We start from the raw sequence: 17,244 nt of genomic DNA, 5'->3' as shown, positions 1-17,244 counted from the left end.
GATCGGCTCTGGACGGCCGTCGGCGATCTTCTCGACGCCTTCACGCCAGCCGAGTGCGCCAACTACTTCGCCGCCGCCGGTTACGATCCGGAGTAGGTGGAAAGCGCTCTAGTATCTTGATCAGACCAAGCATTTGTTCATCGTTGGAGCGGTCTAACTCGCAGCTCATTTTCCTGCGGGGCGCGCTCAATACTCTGAGCAACGTGGCGCAACCCTCCTCCAAAGTGAGATACTGCTGCAATCCGTCCTTGCGCCAGCCAAGCACAACTGTGTCGCCGCTATGAGACATGAGTTTAGGAGCAGGGACCCCATATAGGGCCAGGAGCATAATGAAGCTTCTCGCGTCTTGCTCGGCCTCGGCGGTAATCGCGAGCTCGTCGCCCTCGGGTAAGGCTGCCATTGCCGCTAAGGTCGAGTACACAGCTTCGTATGACGAACCCTCGGTCCACTCCTGGGCTCGGAATTCAGCGTTGGTGCGGCTGCTCTGATCTTTCCGGAATAGCTTTGGGCGCCGCGTCTGAATGGCGACTCCGCTGGCGGCTGCGCGCATCCACCGGTGTAAGGCCTGGGTAGCGTCATTTGCTTGGTCGGCGATGGCAGGCATGTAGATCTCAGTCGCCTCTATTTCTCCGCTGAAAAGTGGCAGGACCTCGGCCGTTCCGGCAGCCATATCAGTTCTCCAGCGCCTTAAGGGACTGCGATCCGCGAAGCCGCTTCGCTTCCGCGCCCATTTCTCCGATCAACTCCGCCAAGACCCCGGGTTCTATAGGACGGCTGACCGGCATCGTGTTGACGTCTATGTAGTGCGTCGCACCGAACTGCTCCAGCGTGGTTGCGGTCGGGGCGATTGCCATCGGCTGCGCGCCAATCTGCACGTTCAGCATCTGGTATGCGTCTGCGGACCAACGCTGCAGCCTATTCATCTTTTGCCCGCCCTTCGCAAATTCCTTTCTGACATTTGCACTAAATGTTAAATCTGTGGCGCTACGCAAATCTGTAGGAATATTCAACGCCTCACTGACTAAGGAGGCGGCCTCCTCCAATGACGAGGTGGGTTTTACTAGTGTTAAAACGACTGCGCAGCGAACCGCGTCTGGCACAGCACCTGCCGCACCCTGGAAGCGGCTTACCAATTCATCTAGATGCCGTCCGGTGTCGGCTATTGTTGGTAGATCTGCAGTATCTCTCGGCCTCGCGTTCAGGAAAAAATCGACGCGCATCTGCTGCACCTGCACAACGGCGTCGGCATGGTCCAGGGAGCCTTGCGCGATCCCTAAGAAGGGGTTCGTTGGCTGAGGTGCCCGATTGGTTTGAACGCTGTCAGGCTCGCGGCCGGTGAGCGCCTGATAGACCTTCTCTGCGCTCACCTCGCGAGAGCGGGGTGAGAACCACACCACTTGGAGGGTTTGCGCATCCCAGGGTTCATTGTCGGCCATGGGGTCAAACCCACTCAGTCAGGTGGCGAAACATGCGCTACGTGGAGTCGAGCCGTCTAGGAGGCAAAGGGAGGCGGGGGTGTCATTTTGCGGCAGTGGTTAGCAGGCAGAGTGGCTTCGTTGCAAATCAGCTTCACCCTGCGCCATCAGCCACACCGACGCCCGCTCGTGCAACTCGCCGCGCTCACCAGCTCGGCCGCTGTGCCTGCGGGCGCATCGAATGCGCGGTTCCGATCATCATCGCCGCGAACCATCCGCAGCCCGGTAGAACGTCTTCGGCCGCCCGCCCGTCTTCTCGACGAGTTCCTCCAGAGCGCCACTGGTGACGAGGTACTTCATCACCCCGTCGAGTTGCCGCGCGTCGAGCTTGCCGTCGACTCGCCGGTAGATCTCGGATCGCGTCACCGGGCGCCCTACCCCGGCGACGAAGCGCAGGACCAGCTTCAGCCCGGCTTGGTGCTCGTTCTCGGCGAGGTTCTCTCGCAAGCTCGTCATGAACTGGTCGAGCGACCAGTCGACGAGCCGGCGCGCGAAGGCCATGTCGACCTCCTCCACCACCGCCCCGGCGAGCCCGATGTCCGCGTAGCGGCCGCACGCCACGACGAGCGCCACGCGCTTCGTCAGTTCGGCGGCACGGCTCCAGGCTTCGAAGAGGGGATCCGCGTCGGCCCTCGCCAGCATGGCCTCGTCTCGTACCCGGCAGGCGTCGTAGATCGCCTGGGCGCCCGGCGTCATCTCCAGCACGACCATGGGCGGCGGCCGGGTCGGGTCCATCAGCGTGGCGGTCGGCGCGATGTGTCGGCGTGGGTCGACGCCCGCGGGCGGCGCGTCCTGGAACTCGAACAGGCGCTTGGCCGAAGCCACGATGTGGCCTGGGATGTTCTCCTCCGGCGCGACGTGCTCCTGCACCGCCACGCGCTCGTACCGGGGCAGCACGAGGAAGCGATTCAGGAAGCCGTTGGCCAGCATCCTGGCCTTCATGTGCTCGTAGAACGAGACGAAGGTCGTGGCGCCGTAGAGCGACAGGCAGGGCCGGTGCACGAGGAGATCGCCCCGCGTCGTGGTGGCGTTCGGCATGAACGTGCCCATGCCGCGGCCCCAGAGTGTGCAGTAGTCCTGCACGAGCTCGGCCTCCTGCGCGTTCGCCATGCGGCTGCCGGAGCGGCGCAGGATCTTGTCGACCTCGTCGACCACCTGGACCTGCACGGGCCGCTCGGCGAGCCGCAGCGCGAGTGATGAGGCGGAAGCCGCGGCACCGGTGTGCAGGCGATGGCTCGAGGCCGCGTCAAGGATCTGGCGCACGGCCTCCTGCGGCCGTTCCTTGCCGGCGCCGGTGCCCGCGATCGTCATGACGTAGAGGTGCGCGCCGGAGCGCGGCGTGCCGCAGTAGGCGCGCCGGCCGACCAGAGTGCCGACCGTCACGAGCGCGGCCGCCACGGCGAACAGCCGGATCGGCTTCGGCGAGGTCGCCTCGATCCAGTCCGCGATCTCGCCGACGAGACCGGGCACCTGCAGGTGCTCGCGCAGGAAGTCGCGCGCGTCGCCGCGCTCCTCCGCAACTGCATCCTGCAGCACCTCGCCGGTCTCTGCGTCGATCAGGACGCCCTCGCGCATCTCGACCGGGCGGGGCTGCAGATCGAGAGCGACGGTCTCGCCGAACCCGACCCGGCCCGCCAGCCACTCGAAGGCGGCATCGAGATCGCAGTCGCGCGCGCACATCACGAGGTCGAGCGGCGTGTAGGCGCGGTCGCCGTCGTGGAAGTCCCGGATGCCGTCCGGATGGATCTTCAGGTTCGGGCTGCGCTTCTCCAGCGGTCGCCCGCGCTGGGACGGGCGCCAGGAGGCCACGGCTCTGTACCCGTCGCGCGAGCGCCGCAGCTTGTAGAGCCCGAGATCCGGCACCCAGGCGCCGAGATGACCCATGGCGAGGTTGTTGAGGCGTCGGTGCGGGGCCTCGTCGCCGTGCTCCGCCACCTCGCGGCGGGCCGGACGTTCCGGCTCCGGCGCGTAGCCGAAGGGCTTGAGCGCCTCGGCGATGCGCTCGCCGATGTCGTCCTCGATCCAAGGCAGATCCTCGGGCGCGACGCCGTCCAGCGTCTCCGGCCGGGTCCAGCGGTAGGGCTGGCCGGTGTCCGGGTGCAGGGTCGGTGGCAGCACCGTCTGCTTGCCGGGGCCGAGCAGATCGAGCACGCGCACCGGCCTGCCGTCCGGGCCTGGCACGTTGAAGGCGCGCGACGGGAAGCTGTCGCTGCCCCGGTAGAACAGGGTCTCGCCCTTCTGGCCGGCCTTGCCCACCATGGTCTCGGGCAGAACGGAGAGGATCGCAGCGCGAATCGCCGGCTCGTCGGTGTCGATGTCGGCGCTCACCACGCCGCGGGACGGCGGCCCGAGTACGACGCAGACGCCGCCGTCGCTGCCCGACCAGCGGTCGATTTCGGTCTCGATCGGGAGGCGCCCGCGAAACCGAGCCTGCCAGTCGTCCATGCCGATCCAGCCGCCCAGTCCGTTCGGCACGCCGGGTCGCTTCGTGCCCGGGATGATCGGAATCGCGGCGTAGCCCTGCTCGACGAGCTTGGCGCCGATCGAGGCGTATGGGCCAGATGTCGGCATCTCAGAACGGGGCGGCGTTTTCGAGGAACCTGCGGCGCAGGCTCGCCTCGAACCCGACGAGTACTTGATGGAGGAAGGTCTTCCACTCTTCCTCGGTCAGCCTCGCCAGATCGGTCTTGCCGATGCTCTCGAGGTAGGCGCCGGCCATGTCGCCGGCCTCGTCGCGCGCGGCCTGCTCGAACCGGTCCAGGGCTACCTTGGGCATCTCGTACACGCTCCTCGCTAACGTCCCGCACACCGGGCTGTCGCAGAGCCACATCACGGGATGACCCTGCCGTCCGGCCCACCCGAGTCCGATCGCGCGGCGGCGGCAGACCCCGCAGATGACGGGCTCTCGGTCGCCCTTGATGCGCGAGACCGCATTCATCGTGTCGCCTCCAGCCCCTGCTGGTAGGCACGGTTGATGTTCGCCATGGCGGCATGCGAGCCGCCGGTGTCTGGATGATGCTCGCGGGCCAGCCGTCGGAAGGCGGTCTTCACCTCATCCGCGTGCGCGAAGGGGTCGAGGCCGAGCACCCGCCACCACTCCACGTTCTCGCGCGCCTCGACCGGAACGACGACGTAGGCGCGCACGCGCTCCAGCTCGTCGGCCGCGAACCGGCGCCCGACCACGCGGACGTACTGACCGTCCTTCTTCGTGACGATGTCGCTGGGTCGCGCCGTCTCCCCGGCCTCGCAGCGCTCAAGGGCTTCGGCGACGGTGCGCGGCACGGGCATGCGACCGCGCATGTCGCGCCACCACTTCTCGGCCTTGGCCCGCGCCGGCCCGGCGTGCTCGAAGCAGACCCACTCCGATTGGCCCGTGAAGCCGCAGGTGTAGTCGACCCGGAGCGTGGGCGGCGCGCTCGGATCGTTCCGCTTCGTGTGCCGGGCGAACTCGACCGCAGTGACCTTGATCCAAGGGTCCTTGAAGGCAGGGCCTGCGCTGCGCACGCCGGCCATGACGACGCTCTCGGCATCGGCCATGGCCTCGTGCTGCGGCTTGGGGCGCTCCCACTCGTGGCCGCAGCCGGGAGCCGTGCAGGCGAATGCATGCAGGTCGATGAGGGTGCTGCAGTTCGGACAGGCCTTGGCACGCACGGTATCGGGCTTCACCGCAACCTCGACAGGCTTTGCCGCGCGGCGAGCGCCCGGCTCCGACGGCGGCGCGATGGCGTCGACCGGGCCGTGCCGCAGCACGTTGCCCGCGAAGTCGAGCACGAGGCAGTTCGGCTTTGACGAGGCTGCGATCGCGGCGACCCGCTCCTCGGCCGTCGCCGAGTTCGGATCGAACCCGGACGGGTAGACTGGCCGCGTGCCTCGCCCGCACTTCTGGATGTAGAGCCCGGTTGACAGGGTCGGACGCAGCATCGCGATCAGATCGACGCCCACCACGTCGAAGCCGGTGGTCAGCACCATCGCGTTGGTCAGACACCGAATGCGGCCTTCCCGGAACGACTGAATGATCCGGTCGCGCTCCGCGGTCGGCGTCTCGCCCGTGACGGTTTCGCAGGCGACCCCACGGCGGCGCAGGGCGTCCCGCACGTTGAAGGCGTGGTCGACGCCGGAGCAGAAGGCGAGCCAGGACCGCCGTCCCTCGCCCATCGCGACAATCTCGTCGCAGGCGCCATCCGTGACGTCGTCGCGATCAACGGCCCGCTGCAGATCCGCCTCGACGAACTCGCCGCCGCGCCGGGCCACGCCCGATACATCCATGCCGGTCAGTGTCTTCTTGGAGACGAGCGGGGCGAGCCAACCGTCGGCCACGGCGTCGCCGATGCCGTAGCTGTAGACGATGCGCTCGAAGATGCGGCCCTCGCCCTCGTCCAGCCGCCCGGAATCGAGCCGGTAGGGGGTGGCGGTGAAGCCGGCCACGCGTAGATCCGGCACGCGCTCGCGCAGCCTGTCGATCAGCTGCCGGTACATGCCCTCGCCCTTCTTCGGCAGCAGGTGCGCCTCGTCGATCAGGACGAGATCGCGCGGCCCGAGCGAGTAGCCGTCCTCGCGGTAGACGGACTGGATCGACGCGAACAGGATCTTCTGATGCCGATCCCGGCGCCCCAGGCCGGCCGCGTTGATGCCGATGCCGGCGCCGGGCCTCACCCTCAGAAGCGCCTTCACGTTCTGCTCGACGAGCTCGCGGGTGTGCACGAGCGACAGCACCCGCATGTCGGGGTACTCGGCCAAGACCTCGTCGATGAGCCCGGCGATGCAGACGGACTTGCCCGTGCCGGTGGCGAGGTCGACGAGCGGGTTGCCGCCGCCGTCTCGCCAATAGTCGAGCAGCGCTTGAATCGTCTCCAGTTGGTAGGCGCGCGGCTGGATCATCCCCGCGCCTCCATCTCGTCGAGCGCGTGCGTGAGTGCGTCGGCCGCGATCTGCAGGGCGGCGAGCGCCACCTCCTCGGTGGCGTCGGCCAGGATCTCCGCGATGTCGCGCAGGGCGTTCTCGTAGAGCGCCGTGAGCGTGGGATCGGCAGGACGCGTCATGCCGCCCTCCCCGCGCTCTCACCGTCGACCCATGCCGAGCCGTCCGGCATGCGGTAGGTGACGGTGCGGCGCTGTGGGTCGGCGTCGGTCTGCTCGCCCGGCACGACCGCCGGGACGAAGCGATGGTCGGGACAGCCTGCCTGCTGTTCGCTATAGGAGAGCGTCCGGGCGTGCAGGGCGCAGGTCCATTTGGGACCGTCCTGCGGCTCGCTCTCGATGCAGGTGCGGCAGTTCTGCCGCGGGAACGTGCCTTCGTGGCAGAGCGCGCGCGCCGGGCACCACTGGCAGGCGAAGGCCGCCTTGCTCGTCGGGTCGTCGTGCAGGCGAGGCGGCGGGGCCGGCGATGCCACGATCCGCTCGATCCGGTCGACGAGCGCCAGGCAGAAAGCCGGGTCGTACTCGACCCGCTCGACGTAGATCTCGTCGTCGTTCTTGCAGGCCGCGAGATAGAGGCCACGGCGCAGGCCGGTTCCGTGCAGGTAGAGTTGCAGCTGGGCGAAGTGATCCGGCTTCGCCTCTCGCACCGAGCCCGCCTTCGTCAGAGCCTTGAACGCCCGTTCGTTCATGCTCTTGGCTTCGACAACGTGCTCGGCGACGGGCGCCTCCGGCAGACCAGTCACGCGTCCGTCGACCTTGCCGCGGAGGTGCCCGCCGGCGAGCTCGACGCGCAGCTGCTGGCCCGTCGTCTCGTCGATCTCGCGCACCTCGCACCCGATCATGCGAAGCATGTCGAGCAGCCGGCCCTCGTAGATGTTGCCGGTTTCGAAGATGCGCTGGCGCTTGCCGGTCGGCGCCTCCAGCGGCGCGCACCACCGGAATGCGTACCAGAGGGCGCGCTGACACTCGTTGGCGACGCCGGACATCGGCACGCCGGCGCTGTCGCCATCGCGCGCGGCCGCGACGAACGCAGCGTCGATGGCGAGCGCGGTTTGAGAAAGGGGTGGTGGGAGCGCGGCCATCAGGCGGCTCCCTTGTCAGGCAAGGCGGTAGCGTTCATCGAACACGGGCTCCGTGCGATGTGAATCGGGCGGGGAGGAAGGGCGGCCGGTTCAGGAGGGCAAACCGGGGCCGGCCGCCCGGCTACGTCAGGCGGCGCGGTTGCCCCATGGCCGGGTCTGGCCGCCGGACGCAGGTCGCTGCGCGGCGCTCGAAGCCGGCTTCTGTGCCGCGGGCTGAGGTTGCGGCTTGTTGGCCGGGGGAGCGCTGCCGTTCAGTGCCGAGTACTTCTTCACCTCGTTGCGATCGCCATACTGCTCGTCACGCTTGACCACGAGCTGCACCCGCATCGGCCGAAAGTGCAGCACCTCGCTGTCGGTCAGCTGGCCCTGGAAGCCGACCGCGTCGCAGATCTGCTTGATCTGCTCCTGCGCGATGCGCTGAGCGGTCGCATTCGGGTTCCGGAAGTTGAGGTTCGTCCACAGCTTCCGGTTGGCGAACGGCCCGTCCATCACCTCCATGGTGAGCTTCAGAATCAGCCCGGTGCCGGCCTTCGTCTCGGCCACGTCGCTGTCCGTGATCTGGACCATGTACGGGCCGGCCGGCAGCGCCTCGAAGTCGCCGCGCTCCGGGACGATGTTGTCGACGTCGATGCTCTCTCCGAGATGTGCCATGACTCATCACTCCGTAGCGATGCGAGCGGCGTCGGCCGTCGCGAGATGGGGGAAGAAGGGCGCGAGCTCGGCGAAGCCCTTGCCGGGCTCGTAGAGCGTCTTCTCGGGCAGGCCGTAGCGATTGCCGGCGGCGTAGGCCGGGCGCGAGGTGGCATGCATCCAGACAGAGCGGCCGCCCTGCCCGATCGCCCGGGTCTTGTTGAAGCCGGCATCCTCCGACTTCACCGTCACGTCGGGCTTGAGCAGCAGGACGACGTCGGCCTCCCGCTTCAAAAAATCGCGCGCCTTGTCGTGCAGGTCGATCTCGTAGCGCGAGTAGCCGACCGTCTCGGGATCGTCGAAGCGCTCGATCTTGGAGTGCGCGATCAGAATGACCGTCATGCCGCGGTCGCGCCGAAGGGCGTTGAGCCCGTCGAGCACTTCCTGCCAGACGACTAGGGCGTAGACGTAGCCCTTGCCGTAGCCGAAATCCTCGATGCGCTTCTTTTTGTTGCCCTTGTCGTCGCCGCGCTCGCCGGTCTCGGCCCAGACCAGCGCTTGCGCAGCGGTCACGCTGTCGAGCACCACGGTGCCGAACTCGTGCTCGCGCTCGTAGAGCATGCCGATCGCATCCATGAGCTCGCCGAAGCTCTCGATCTTGCCCATGCTCGCGATGTCGAGAATGCCGTCGCCCTCTTCGGTCTGCAGATAGACCGGGTTCGGAAATTCCGAGGCGAGAGTCGTCTTGCCGGCTTTCTCGGGCCCGTAGAGCAGGATGACCGGTGGTCGCGGCCTCTTCTTCTGCGTGAGTTGATCCCAGGAAATAGCCATTCGTTCTCTCCTGTGCGGTCGCCATGTCTTGGGAAGGCCCGGGGGCACCCGGAACAAGACAGGGAATGGCGACCTGACCGCCCGTCGGCGGTGCCCCGGGTGCCCCTCGGCGTTGCTAAGCGGCCAGCTCGGGAGACGACGCCGAAGCGTCGCTCCCGTCGCCGGCGCATCCCGACCGCGCCGCGGTCGTGGAAGGCGGAATTCGATTGGTCTCGAGCAGTCTGACGCGCACGCCGCTCACGTCCGGCGCCCAGGCGGCCTCGACGCGCTGGCAGTCGCAGTCATCGGCAACCGCGCCGGCCAGGACGAGCACGTCGCCGACCGGCTTGATGAGGTTGTCGATGTCGCGGCGACGGCGGTCTGGCCGACCGATGCTGAGCGTCATGGCGTAGGCGCCAGCGAGCCCCTGGCCGCGTGTTTCGAGGCCAATGATCTGCGCGCAGACAGAGCGCCACCGCTCGTACTCGGCCGAGCGCAGCACCTTCTTGCCGACGTGCCGCCACATGCGATTGGCACTCGGCGGATAGGGTAGCGTGACGACTAGAGCGTGCAGGCTCATCGCGCCTGCTCCTCGAACCAGTCGGCGACGCCGTCGCACCAGCGCCCTAGCACTAGGCCGAGGCGTCGGAAGAAGGCTGCGCAGCCAGCGCAGAAAATCCGCCAGAAGCCGCTCATGCGCGCACGCCCTCCAGCTTGGCTTCGAGAGCGGCGATCTCGGCCTTCAGCTGCGCGGCACGCTCCTCGCGCACGGCGCGGTCGAGCCAAGCCGGAGCCGAGGTGAAGACGGCGGAAGCGAATTCTGGCCCGTAGGCTCCCATCAGCCGGAAGACGGCGAAGGCGCTGGGTGCGGACCCGCGATCGAGCCACTTCTGCACGGTACCGGCCGGGATGCCGGTCTCGGCGGACACGTTGTCGGCCGTCTTCAGTGGGTGCGACTGGCGCAGGAAGGCGATGATCCGCTCCGCGACAACTGTCTGGCTCGCGGGAGTCAAATGACTCGCGCGCCGGTGTGAATGTCCCACTCGAACCTCCGATGCTTTGAGCATCGAGGTTGGGGACAGCAGGGGAGCAGAGAGCGCGGATGTGGTCACGCGGCGGACCTTTTGGACAGCGAGATGAGGCAGACGCGCCGCAGACCCTGGCAGCGAGAGCGAGCGCGCGCGAAGGAAGGGCCGGCCGCCCCTGGCAGGGCAGCCGGCAAGTCGAGGAAGAAAGCGCCCACTCGGGCAACGGACGCGCAGATGCGCGAAACGATGAGGCCGCTCATGACCAGACCACCCACGCGAGGGCGGCGCCGTAGAGCGGCAGGATGATGAGGAGACCTAGCCAGACGCCGCGCATTAGGCGGCCTCGTCGGCCTTGACCTCTTCCCGCGGGTAGAGGTCCGGACGAAGCTCGCTGCGTGACACCCCCGAGGCCGCCTCTACGGCCAAGACACGCAGGGGCGGGCAGACATTCCACTGACTGATCGCGGCTGATGAGATGCCGAGCGTGCGACCGAGGGCAGCCGGGCCGCCCGCTTTTTCAATCGCAGATTTAAGAGCCGCTTCGCACATGCGCCGACTTTAAGCATCTCTTAGCGGTGAGTGCAAGCGCGGCTTTGCTTGCGTTTCTGTAAGGCGAGCTTATCGTACTTGTATGGCTACGAAATTAGGTGATGCGCTCAAGGGAGCGCGAGAGGCGAAAGGCCTGAGAAAGGCCGAGGTCGCGCGCAGGCTGAAGATCAGCAGCTCAGCCGTCTCGCAATGGGAGAGCGGCGGCACAAAGCCAGATCTGGATAATTTTCTGAGACTGGCTCAAAGTTATGAGTTGGTTATTTCTAATCCTCCGTTCCGCGAATATTACATCGAAAAGACTGGCGTTGATCCATCAGAAAATAAGGTGAACATCGCGGCAGTATTGGCATTGGAAACAGGGAACGGTGACGCATTCATCGCTGCCGGAGCCGATGAAAACGTTCGCCTCGCGCCGGAAGCCCCCGCGTTCGAGTCCCTCAATATTCTCACCAGAGATATTCCGGTGCTGGGAACCGCAGTCGGTGGCGAAGATGCCGACTTCCAATTGAATGGCCAAGAGACAGACAGGACTGTGCGCCCAGCAGGACTCGCAAACGCGCGCGGCATCTTCGCAATCTATGTCTCTAACGACAGCATGTATCCAGCATGGCGCGAGAATGCTCTTGTGTATGTCACGCCTCACCGGCCTCCAGCAATTGGCGATGATGTCATTATCGAACTTCATCCGATGGAGGATGGAGTGCCCGGCAAGGCATTCCTCAAGCGGTTGAAGGCAAGAACTCCCAGCAAGTATATCGTTGAGCAGTTCAACCCACCCGGCACTCTAGAATTTGAGCGGGATGAAGTGCGGAAAATATATAGGGTCATTCCCTATGAGGAAGCGCTAGGCCTCTCGTAAGCCGCGACTGCACCTGCTTCATCGCAACGGTAGTAGGGCGTGATGGTTACGTTGCGACTGATGCGGCCTTGCTCAGCGCACACCTTGCACCGCAGCTTTCTTCCCAGCTGCTCGACCGTGCCGACGCCTTTTCCGATCAGCCTAGTGATCTGGGTTCGGTTCAAGCGTCGGCGTCGCCCACAGTTCTCGCACTCCACGCCTAGAGCGGTCAGATCATCGAACCCGTCCAAGCGTTGTCCGCTCATTCTGTTCCCCATTTGTTCTCAGAAAGGTAGTGATCGGACGGAGCACGGCACTCTGTCCAGCAGCATTTTCGCAATCCACAGGCATCCACAGATTGCTTACGGAGCGCCGATCGCGCCATGGCAAGCGAACCTTGCAAAGTAGCTCTTGCGGATAAATGTAAGTGATGCTTAAATTAGCTCTATCGCCGCTGCCGCGATGGAGCCCCGCATGTCCTGTGTTCACCCTCTCGACTGGCAGGCCGCGCTACGCGACCTGAAGGCCGATCGATCCGCCCTGCCCGAGGTCCGTGAGGAGCGTTTGCGCACCTCTTCCGTACACCGCGGTCCGTTCGTGCTGCAGCTCAGCGCCTGGCGCGGGCGCTCCGGTCGCCGCTACGTCGTGGGCGTGCACTCGCTGAAGACGCTGCGGGTCGACGACTTCGACAGCTGCGTTGCGGTCGCGGTGCGCCGGAACGGCGACATGATCGCCGAGGTGGAGTTCGTTGCCGAGGTGAGCTGCGAGATGGTGGCTACCGGCTTCATGGCTGTGGCGCGCCGCGCCGGCATCACCGAGGTGCACATCCATCGCCTCGCCGGCAGCTTCGCGGAGCGCGAGGCGATCGCCGCCGATCTGGCGCCTCTCATGGTGAAGGCCGCCTGATGTCCCCGCCCTTCCGCATCTCCGACAACGCCTTCGCGGCGATCCCCGACTTCTCGGTCCCGCCGAGCGACCTGATCCGGCAGAGCCAAGCGGCCCGCGCGCCGAGCTCCGCGCCCTTCGTGTCTCGAGACGAGATGCTGGCCGCCCTGAAAGTGGCTCAGGCGATCCTTGCCATGCTGGTCGAGCCTCGCGAGATCGAAGGCACGTCCGTCTCCAGCGCGTGGGCCGCAGCGGTCGCCGCCGAGAAGGCCCATGGCGCTACCATCCCTGCCACGAGGTCTGCAGCTGCCCATTGCTCTGGAGTTGGAGAGCCATTCGAAGTCTCGGGCATGGTCGTTCCGCGTCGTTCCGCTGTAAGCCGTCGTGGATTCAACCGGGCGTGCTGGCGGGGGTTCGCTTGCATCAGAGCGGCTGGTTCAAGATCGCAGGAGATCGTCACGGCTGAATGCGAAGGGCCAGATCAGGAAGCCGCCGCATGACCCCCGCCAAGCACAGCGCCGGGGGCGGGGGCGAGAGGCTGGCTCAGAGGCGCCTGGAGAGCTCATCCAGCGCGGTAGGCACTCCCGAGTTCGAAGCTGCGGCTCGCGCATCCTTCGTCGCCTCCCGCAGAAGCCTGATAACCTTCTCACGATCGAGTGCGCCTGGAGCGCTGAGGCATTTCACGATGTTTTCCAGGGCGTATTCGATCGCGATGAGGCGTGCCTCCAGCTCGCGCTGCTTCATTTCCATCCCGATCACCATCGTTCTTCTTCTGGTCGGGATGGTAGCTGACGCAGCAGGACGCGTAACCCTCGGCTTCGCCAGCCCTGATCGACCGATCTCCACCCTCACCCGCCCGGCCGGGGCGGCGCGGTCGTGAGCTACCGCGAGCGCACCGGTGCGGGTCTGGCACAGGGCTCGGCCATCCAGGTCGGCACTTATCACAGCGACGCCATGGGCCGCAGCGAGGTCACGCCCGAACTCGGCGTGATGCGCAGCCTCGGCCCGATCTCCACGGACGCCTGGGCCGCACTGACGCCGGCCGAGGCGCGCGAGCTCGCGGACGATCTCTACTGCGTAGCTCGAGAAGCTGAAGGGGAGTCGCGTTGATGATCATCCCGATCCCAGCGCATCGACAGAGGGTTCAACTCGCCGATCTGTGCCTCCCGAAGGACCGCGCAGACGGGCTCAGCCGCCGCCTCGAGCAGCTCAGGGTCGGGAGCGAAATCCGGCTCCACGTCATGGATCGTGCTGAGTCTCAGGACTGTCCGCTGTTCAACGCTGCGCAAAAGTTCGCGGGCCGCTCCCTCCTCGATGCTCAGCAGTCTGTGTGCGAGGTCGATGTAGGCTTCCCGCAGGAGGTCGAAAGAAATTCTGGCTGCGGCGCCATCGTGGACTTGCGGTCGGTCCATCATCGTCTGGACTCCAGAACACACGCTCCCCAGCGCCGGATCAGCTTAGCCGCAGCTGTAGAACGCGGCAAAAGCAACAAATGTTATCACGCTGAGCTAACCTCTTTAGTTCGCTGCTGTGTCGGCTGGCGTACCGGACTGAGATTTTTTCCGCTGTTGCCTCGCCGCTCGGTCGGCCGAGTGCGCGTGGTCGAGCGCAGGCCGCCCTGTGTCGAGCGCCGCCTGGTGCCCCCACTCCATCCCAACGCTGCCCGGGCCGATGCGCCCGCAGAAACTCAGTGCCTGGAGAGGAGGTCGTCGAGCTCGCGTCGCACGGCTTCTAGCCCAGCCTGTCCCGCGACCTCACAGGGCCGAAGCCTCGGGAGACGAAGCTCGAGGCTCTCACGCGGCGGCATAGAAGCGCGCGGCCGGTCTCGCTTCAGCCGAACCGCGACAGCAAATGGCCTGTCCGAGGCGAAGTTGCTCACTGCATCCTCCACGCCGGGAGGGTGCCCGAGCCGCTTTCGTCCTTCCAGAGATCGTGAGGCTTCGCTTCGCCTCAAAAGGCTTAGCGCGCCCAACTCTTTCGGTGAGCTTGCTGCCGCTTCCTTAGCGATTGTGCCGCTCGCCCCCGCCGACGCGCCCGCAGGGAGGCTGTGATGCCCCGACGCCCAGCCACTGTCACGCAGGCGGACGTGGCGCGAATCATCCGCGCTGCGAAGGCTGCCGGGCTGCCAGTCGTCCGCATCGTGGCACGTCCTGACGGGATCTCCGTCGAGACGGCTAGCGAGCAGACGCGGCCCGAGCGATATGACGAGAGGCTTGCCGACGAAGAGCGCGTGGTGGTCCTGTGACCGCCATGCCGAAGCGCCGGCCACCACACCTCACGCGGGAGAAGACCCGTCACGGGACGATGGTCTGGTACGTGCGCGTCGGCCAAGGGCCGCGCATCCGCATGCGAGAGCCCTACGACAGCCCGGAGTTCTGGCGGGACTACCGACTAGCGCTGGAAGGCAAGCTTGAAGCCAAGGGCCAGGGCCCCGCGCCCGGCACACTCTCATGGCTGATCGCTCGATACGTCGAGTCGGCTGAGTGGGCGAACAACATCAAGCCAGCGACTCGCAAGCAGCGGCACGCCTTTTATCGACAGATCGAGAGCACAGCCGGCGGCGAGCCCCTGCGCCTCATCGGCACAAAGGCCATCAAGGCCGGCATCCATCGCCGCAAGGATCGGCCCTTCGCCGCGAACAACTTCCTGAAGGCCATGCGCGGTCTGTTTCAATGGGCCGTGAGCGAGGGGCATGTCCCCAGCGATCCGACGGCCGGCCTGAAGCCTCTCACCCGCTCGGAAGACGACGCCGGCTTTCATGCCTGGACCGAGGAGGAGGTCGCTCTGTTCGAGGCGCACTGGCCCCTCGGCACGCGCCAGCGGCTCGCCTTCGATCTGCTGCTCTACACCGGCTTGCGCCGCGGCGACGTGGTTCGCCTAGGCCGCCCGCACGTTCGCAACGGCGAGTTCACCATCCGCACGGAGAAGACCGGGATGGTGGTGACGGCGCCGATTTTGCCGGCGCTGGCCGCCTCTATCGACGCGTCGAAGACCGGCGAGCTCACCTTCCTCGCGACGGAGCGCGGGCTGCCGTTCGGCAAGGAGAGCTTCGGCAATTGGTTCAGGAAGGCGTGCCAAGCGGCAAAATGCCCCGGCTCGGCGCATGGTCTCAGAAAGGCCGGCGCGCGGCGTGCGGCCGAGGAAGGCGCAACCGAAGCGCAGCTGAATGCCCTGTTCGGCTGGGCCGATGGCAGTCGCGAAAGCGCCGTCTACACGCGCACCGCGAATCGGGCCAAGCTGGCTCGCGCGGCGCGCAAGGCTCCCGCACCCGCCGTTCTGGTGCGGGATTTAGGCGAGAAAGCGTAGACTGTTCAGTGGGTTAAAAAATAGGTGGTGGGCCCGGCAGGACTCGAACCTGCAACCAGACCGTTATGAGCAAACTGGACCCCGGAAATCCTCAATCGTTTCAGCGCAAAGACCTGTCCGTAAACGCGAAGTTCCCGCAAGGGACGCGGTTTGTGCTTTTCGGCGCAGGTTCGTTGGACCTGCGAGCAGTCCGTAAACTGGCGAGGAGGGAAATTTGGGCGAGGGACTTCAGCGTGCATTTGCGGCCACCGCACGGACGCGAGCGGATGCCAGCCTGCGGCGATACTTGGGAGGAGACCGCGACCTTCGACAGCAAGGAGACAGCGGAAGCGCGCATCAACGAACTTCGCTGCAATCAAGAATGCTACCTCGTTGAGCTTTGGCAGCATGACGGTTGCTACCATGCAGTCGGGTAGGAGCCGAACATGACGCTCATCAACCGGCTCATCAAAGAAGCACGCGAGGGAGCCGCCGTGCTTGAAGTGCCTGAGAACCATGTGCGGTCGGTGGCCGAGCACATGCGGCAATCCATCATGATACCAAGCCAGCCGACTTTTGAAGAGTGCGAAGCCGGTCTGCGCTCTGGTGAGGCGAAGCTGATGGGCGTACCGATGAAGGTGGTTCCGAAACGGACCTAACCCCTACCGCCCCTCTCTCCGATCTGTGTGAGAACGGTTCTCAATGGCCTGCTCTCGCTCAATGCGCTCTAGAAGTTCAGTGTGGCGCACGGCCTGCTCCCGCGTGATGCGGGCGCACTCGGCAATCCGGGATAGGTACTCGGATGAGGAGCGCACGCAATCTCGGATCTCGCGCATGTAGTCCAGGGTCTCGCGCGGCCCTTGGGCAAAGATCGGGGGAATGTCGGCGAGGGTGCCGTGAGCAGGCGGCGGCAACTCCTCCTTATCCTGCTTGGCCCTTGTGACCATGTACGCGATCAGAAGGAAAGTTGCCCCCCCAACGAAGACCTGTAGGAATGGCTGCGAAGACAGGATCTCCTTCAGGAACACAAACAACGCTTCCATCACACCGCTTTCTCAAGCTGGTCGAGAGCGCGTCCGAGGCGGGTTCCCCGCCTTTTGGCGGCATCTAGAACCGCGATATAGACTGACAGGGCCTCAAAGCCGGCCGCCGTCCCCAGCACGGGGATGAAGAAGCTGGGGCTCGTGGCGGTGAAGGCGTCGTAGACGAGCGCGAAGGTGAGCTGGCCCATGATGATGCAGCCGCCAGCGGCACAGAAGGCGCGGATGTAGGCGCCTGCCGGGCCGCCCCTGCTGTTGTTTATTTTCCCGTTTAGGAAGAGAGCCAGGACGCGCACGGCGCCCACGGCGGCAAAGAAGGTCGCTAGGTTGGCTTCCGTGAAGCCGGCCGCCACCATCGGCTTGAGGGCTGCGCGCTCCATCGTGTTGCCGGGCAGGGCCAGCGTGAAGGCGATGAGCACCATCGTCACCGCCATGTACCACTCGAACAGGCGATAGGTGCTGTACGGCCCCGCATAAGGCGCGAGGGGTCCATTCATTCCAAGCATCAATCTCGCCACTGCCCCCAGCGGCTTCGGGCGTTTTTCGCTTGCAGGCATGGGGCGTGTCGTACTCTCATGTACGCAGCCATGTGGGGAAACTCGCTTTTCTCTGCATGGTCAGGGGGGATCGGCCGTTCGGCGACCAAACTTAGCGGCTGTCCCCCCGCTGCTTCTGTTTTCAGATTAACCCCTTGTCGGGATTGGTG

At 65.8% G+C, this 17,244-nt stretch carries 20 protein-coding genes; 6 read left to right on the top strand and 14 right to left on the bottom strand.

The window, feature by feature from the left end:
* Nucleotides 1-671 precede the first annotated feature (671 nt).
* The 11 genes from J2X36_RS10675 to J2X36_RS10625 form a co-directional block, all read right to left on the bottom strand.
* The gene (locus J2X36_RS10675) at nt 672-1,436 is read right to left on the bottom strand and encodes a hypothetical protein (RefSeq protein ID WP_310349376.1); all 765 of its coding nucleotides are present in this window, start codon (nt 1,434-1,436) and stop codon (nt 672-674) included.
* Between the two features lie 237 nt (nt 1,437-1,673).
* The gene (locus J2X36_RS10670; RefSeq protein ID WP_310349373.1) at nt 1,674-4,046 is read right to left on the bottom strand and encodes a DUF3987 domain-containing protein; all 2,373 of its coding nucleotides are present in this window, start codon (nt 4,044-4,046) and stop codon (nt 1,674-1,676) included.
* Between the two features lies 1 nt (nt 4,047).
* Nucleotides 4,048-4,413 (bottom strand): DUF6511 domain-containing protein, encoded by a 366-nt coding sequence (locus tag J2X36_RS10665; protein ID WP_310349370.1) that lies wholly within the window; start codon nt 4,411-4,413, stop codon nt 4,048-4,050.
* Nucleotides 4,410-6,353 carry a DEAD/DEAH box helicase family protein gene (locus J2X36_RS10660; protein WP_310349367.1) on the bottom strand — a complete coding sequence of 648 codons (1,944 nt, stop codon included), beginning with the start codon at nt 6,351-6,353 and terminating at the stop codon, nt 4,410-4,412. Before J2X36_RS10660 ends, J2X36_RS10665 begins: the two co-directional genes overlap by 4 nt.
* The gene (locus J2X36_RS10655; RefSeq protein ID WP_310349364.1) at nt 6,350-6,514 is read right to left on the bottom strand and encodes a hypothetical protein; all 165 of its coding nucleotides are present in this window, start codon (nt 6,512-6,514) and stop codon (nt 6,350-6,352) included. The genes J2X36_RS10660 and J2X36_RS10655 overlap by 4 nt, the downstream gene beginning before the upstream one ends.
* Complete coding sequence (locus tag J2X36_RS10650; protein ID WP_310349361.1) at nt 6,511-7,473, bottom strand: oxidoreductase; 963 nt, start codon at nt 7,471-7,473, stop codon at nt 6,511-6,513. The genes J2X36_RS10655 and J2X36_RS10650 overlap by 4 nt, the downstream gene beginning before the upstream one ends.
* A gap of 126 nt (nt 7,474-7,599) precedes the next feature.
* Complete coding sequence (locus J2X36_RS10645; protein WP_310349357.1) at nt 7,600-8,124, bottom strand: DUF669 domain-containing protein; 525 nt, start codon at nt 8,122-8,124, stop codon at nt 7,600-7,602.
* Between the two features lie 6 nt (nt 8,125-8,130).
* Nucleotides 8,131-8,934: an ATP-binding protein gene (locus J2X36_RS10640; protein ID WP_310349355.1), complete on the bottom strand. Its 804-nt coding sequence runs from the start codon at nt 8,932-8,934 to the stop codon at nt 8,131-8,133.
* Nucleotides 8,935-9,049: 115 nt separating this feature from the next.
* A complete protein-coding gene (locus J2X36_RS10635; protein ID WP_310349352.1) occupies nt 9,050-9,493 on the bottom strand; it encodes a RusA family crossover junction endodeoxyribonuclease in 444 nt (147 codons plus the stop codon).
* A gap of 112 nt (nt 9,494-9,605) precedes the next feature.
* On the bottom strand, nt 9,606-9,926 hold the full coding sequence (locus tag J2X36_RS10630; RefSeq protein ID WP_310349349.1) for a hypothetical protein: 321 nt from the start codon (nt 9,924-9,926) through the stop codon (nt 9,606-9,608).
* A 348-nt stretch (nt 9,927-10,274) separates the two neighbouring features.
* Nucleotides 10,275-10,490, bottom strand: a complete 216-nt coding sequence (locus J2X36_RS10625) for a Cro/CI family transcriptional regulator (protein ID WP_310349346.1) — start codon at nt 10,488-10,490, stop codon at nt 10,275-10,277.
* Between the two features lie 82 nt (nt 10,491-10,572).
* Here J2X36_RS10625 and J2X36_RS10620 point away from each other — a divergent pair, with 82 nt between their 5' ends.
* The 3 genes from J2X36_RS10620 to J2X36_RS10610 all read left to right on the top strand — a co-directional run bounded on the left by J2X36_RS10620 (nt 10,573) and on the right by J2X36_RS10610 (nt 12,713).
* Entirely contained in the window at nt 10,573-11,349 is a 777-nt protein-coding gene (locus J2X36_RS10620; RefSeq protein WP_310349344.1) for a helix-turn-helix domain-containing protein, read from the top strand.
* 441 nt (nt 11,350-11,790) lie between these two features.
* Nucleotides 11,791-12,234: a hypothetical protein gene (locus tag J2X36_RS10615; RefSeq protein WP_310349341.1), complete on the top strand. Its 444-nt coding sequence runs from the start codon at nt 11,791-11,793 to the stop codon at nt 12,232-12,234.
* On the top strand, nt 12,234-12,713 hold the full coding sequence (locus tag J2X36_RS10610; protein ID WP_310349339.1) for a hypothetical protein: 480 nt from the start codon (nt 12,234-12,236) through the stop codon (nt 12,711-12,713). Before J2X36_RS10615 ends, J2X36_RS10610 begins: the two co-directional genes overlap by 1 nt.
* A 43-nt stretch (nt 12,714-12,756) precedes the next feature.
* Here J2X36_RS10610 and J2X36_RS10605 read toward each other — a convergent pair whose 3' ends face one another.
* Nucleotides 12,757-12,975 carry a hypothetical protein gene (locus J2X36_RS10605; RefSeq protein ID WP_310349336.1) on the bottom strand — a complete coding sequence of 73 codons (219 nt, stop codon included), beginning with the start codon at nt 12,973-12,975 and terminating at the stop codon, nt 12,757-12,759.
* A gap of 114 nt (nt 12,976-13,089) precedes the next feature.
* On the opposite strand from J2X36_RS10605, the gene J2X36_RS10600 reads away from it, so the two are divergent.
* From J2X36_RS10600 to J2X36_RS10590, 3 genes are all read left to right on the top strand, one after another.
* Nucleotides 13,090-13,323 (top strand): hypothetical protein, encoded by a 234-nt coding sequence (locus tag J2X36_RS10600; protein WP_310349332.1) that lies wholly within the window; start codon nt 13,090-13,092, stop codon nt 13,321-13,323.
* Between the two features lie 1,194 nt (nt 13,324-14,517).
* Complete coding sequence (locus tag J2X36_RS10595; RefSeq protein ID WP_310349331.1) at nt 14,518-15,519, top strand: tyrosine-type recombinase/integrase; 1,002 nt, start codon at nt 14,518-14,520, stop codon at nt 15,517-15,519.
* Between the two features lie 425 nt (nt 15,520-15,944).
* Complete coding sequence (locus J2X36_RS10590) at nt 15,945-16,157, top strand: hypothetical protein (RefSeq protein ID WP_310349329.1); 213 nt, start codon at nt 15,945-15,947, stop codon at nt 16,155-16,157.
* A gap of 3 nt (nt 16,158-16,160) precedes the next feature.
* Here J2X36_RS10590 and J2X36_RS10585 read toward each other — a convergent pair whose 3' ends face one another.
* Together J2X36_RS10585 and J2X36_RS10580 are read right to left on the bottom strand one after the other, a co-directional pair.
* Nucleotides 16,161-16,541: a hypothetical protein gene (locus tag J2X36_RS10585; protein ID WP_310349327.1), complete on the bottom strand. Its 381-nt coding sequence runs from the start codon at nt 16,539-16,541 to the stop codon at nt 16,161-16,163.
* Nucleotides 16,541-17,095 (bottom strand): hypothetical protein, encoded by a 555-nt coding sequence (locus J2X36_RS10580; protein WP_310349324.1) that lies wholly within the window; start codon nt 17,093-17,095, stop codon nt 16,541-16,543. Before J2X36_RS10580 ends, J2X36_RS10585 begins: the two co-directional genes overlap by 1 nt.
* Nucleotides 17,096-17,244 lie beyond the last annotated feature (149 nt).

The organism is Methylobacterium sp. BE186 (assembly GCF_031457035.1).
Lineage (GTDB): Bacteria > Pseudomonadota > Alphaproteobacteria > Rhizobiales > Beijerinckiaceae > Methylobacterium > Methylobacterium segetis.
Note: the sequence above shows the minus strand (reverse complement) of the source record. Positions and strands in the feature narration are given on the sequence as shown.

Bases quoted from the DNA above. Each gene is read 5' to 3' on its own strand.
- J2X36_RS10605 (WP_310349336.1), bottom strand. From the start codon at position 12,975: ATGGTGATCGGGATGGAAATGAAGCAGCGCGAGCTGGAGGCACGCCTC.
- J2X36_RS10675 (WP_310349376.1), bottom strand. From the start codon at position 1,436: ATGGCCGACAATGAACCCTGGGATGCGCAAACCCTCCAAGTGGTGTGG.
- J2X36_RS10585 (WP_310349327.1), bottom strand. From the start codon at position 16,541: ATGGAAGCGTTGTTTGTGTTCCTGAAGGAGATCCTGTCTTCGCAGCCA.
- J2X36_RS10635 (WP_310349352.1), bottom strand. From the start codon at position 9,493: ATGAGCCTGCACGCTCTAGTCGTCACGCTACCCTATCCGCCGAGTGCC.
- J2X36_RS10590 (WP_310349329.1), top strand. From the start codon at position 15,945: ATGACGCTCATCAACCGGCTCATCAAAGAAGCACGCGAGGGAGCCGCC.
- J2X36_RS10640 (WP_310349355.1), bottom strand. From the start codon at position 8,934: ATGGCTATTTCCTGGGATCAACTCACGCAGAAGAAGAGGCCGCGACCA.
- J2X36_RS10650 (WP_310349361.1), bottom strand. From the start codon at position 7,473: ATGGCCGCGCTCCCACCACCCCTTTCTCAAACCGCGCTCGCCATCGAC.
- J2X36_RS10610 (WP_310349339.1), top strand. From the start codon at position 12,234: ATGTCCCCGCCCTTCCGCATCTCCGACAACGCCTTCGCGGCGATCCCC.
- J2X36_RS10595 (WP_310349331.1), top strand. From the start codon at position 14,518: ATGGTCTGGTACGTGCGCGTCGGCCAAGGGCCGCGCATCCGCATGCGA.
- J2X36_RS10620 (WP_310349344.1), top strand. From the start codon at position 10,573: ATGGCTACGAAATTAGGTGATGCGCTCAAGGGAGCGCGAGAGGCGAAA.
- J2X36_RS10660 (WP_310349367.1), bottom strand. From the start codon at position 6,353: ATGATCCAGCCGCGCGCCTACCAACTGGAGACGATTCAAGCGCTGCTC.
- J2X36_RS10645 (WP_310349357.1), bottom strand. From the start codon at position 8,124: ATGGCACATCTCGGAGAGAGCATCGACGTCGACAACATCGTCCCGGAG.
- J2X36_RS10580 (WP_310349324.1), bottom strand. From the start codon at position 17,095: ATGCCTGCAAGCGAAAAACGCCCGAAGCCGCTGGGGGCAGTGGCGAGA.
- J2X36_RS10615 (WP_310349341.1), top strand. From the start codon at position 11,791: ATGGAGCCCCGCATGTCCTGTGTTCACCCTCTCGACTGGCAGGCCGCG.
- J2X36_RS10665 (WP_310349370.1), bottom strand. From the start codon at position 4,413: ATGAATGCGGTCTCGCGCATCAAGGGCGACCGAGAGCCCGTCATCTGC.
- J2X36_RS10655 (WP_310349364.1), bottom strand. From the start codon at position 6,514: ATGACGCGTCCTGCCGATCCCACGCTCACGGCGCTCTACGAGAACGCC.
- J2X36_RS10625 (WP_310349346.1), bottom strand. From the start codon at position 10,490: ATGTGCGAAGCGGCTCTTAAATCTGCGATTGAAAAAGCGGGCGGCCCG.
- J2X36_RS10670 (WP_310349373.1), bottom strand. From the start codon at position 4,046: ATGCCGACATCTGGCCCATACGCCTCGATCGGCGCCAAGCTCGTCGAG.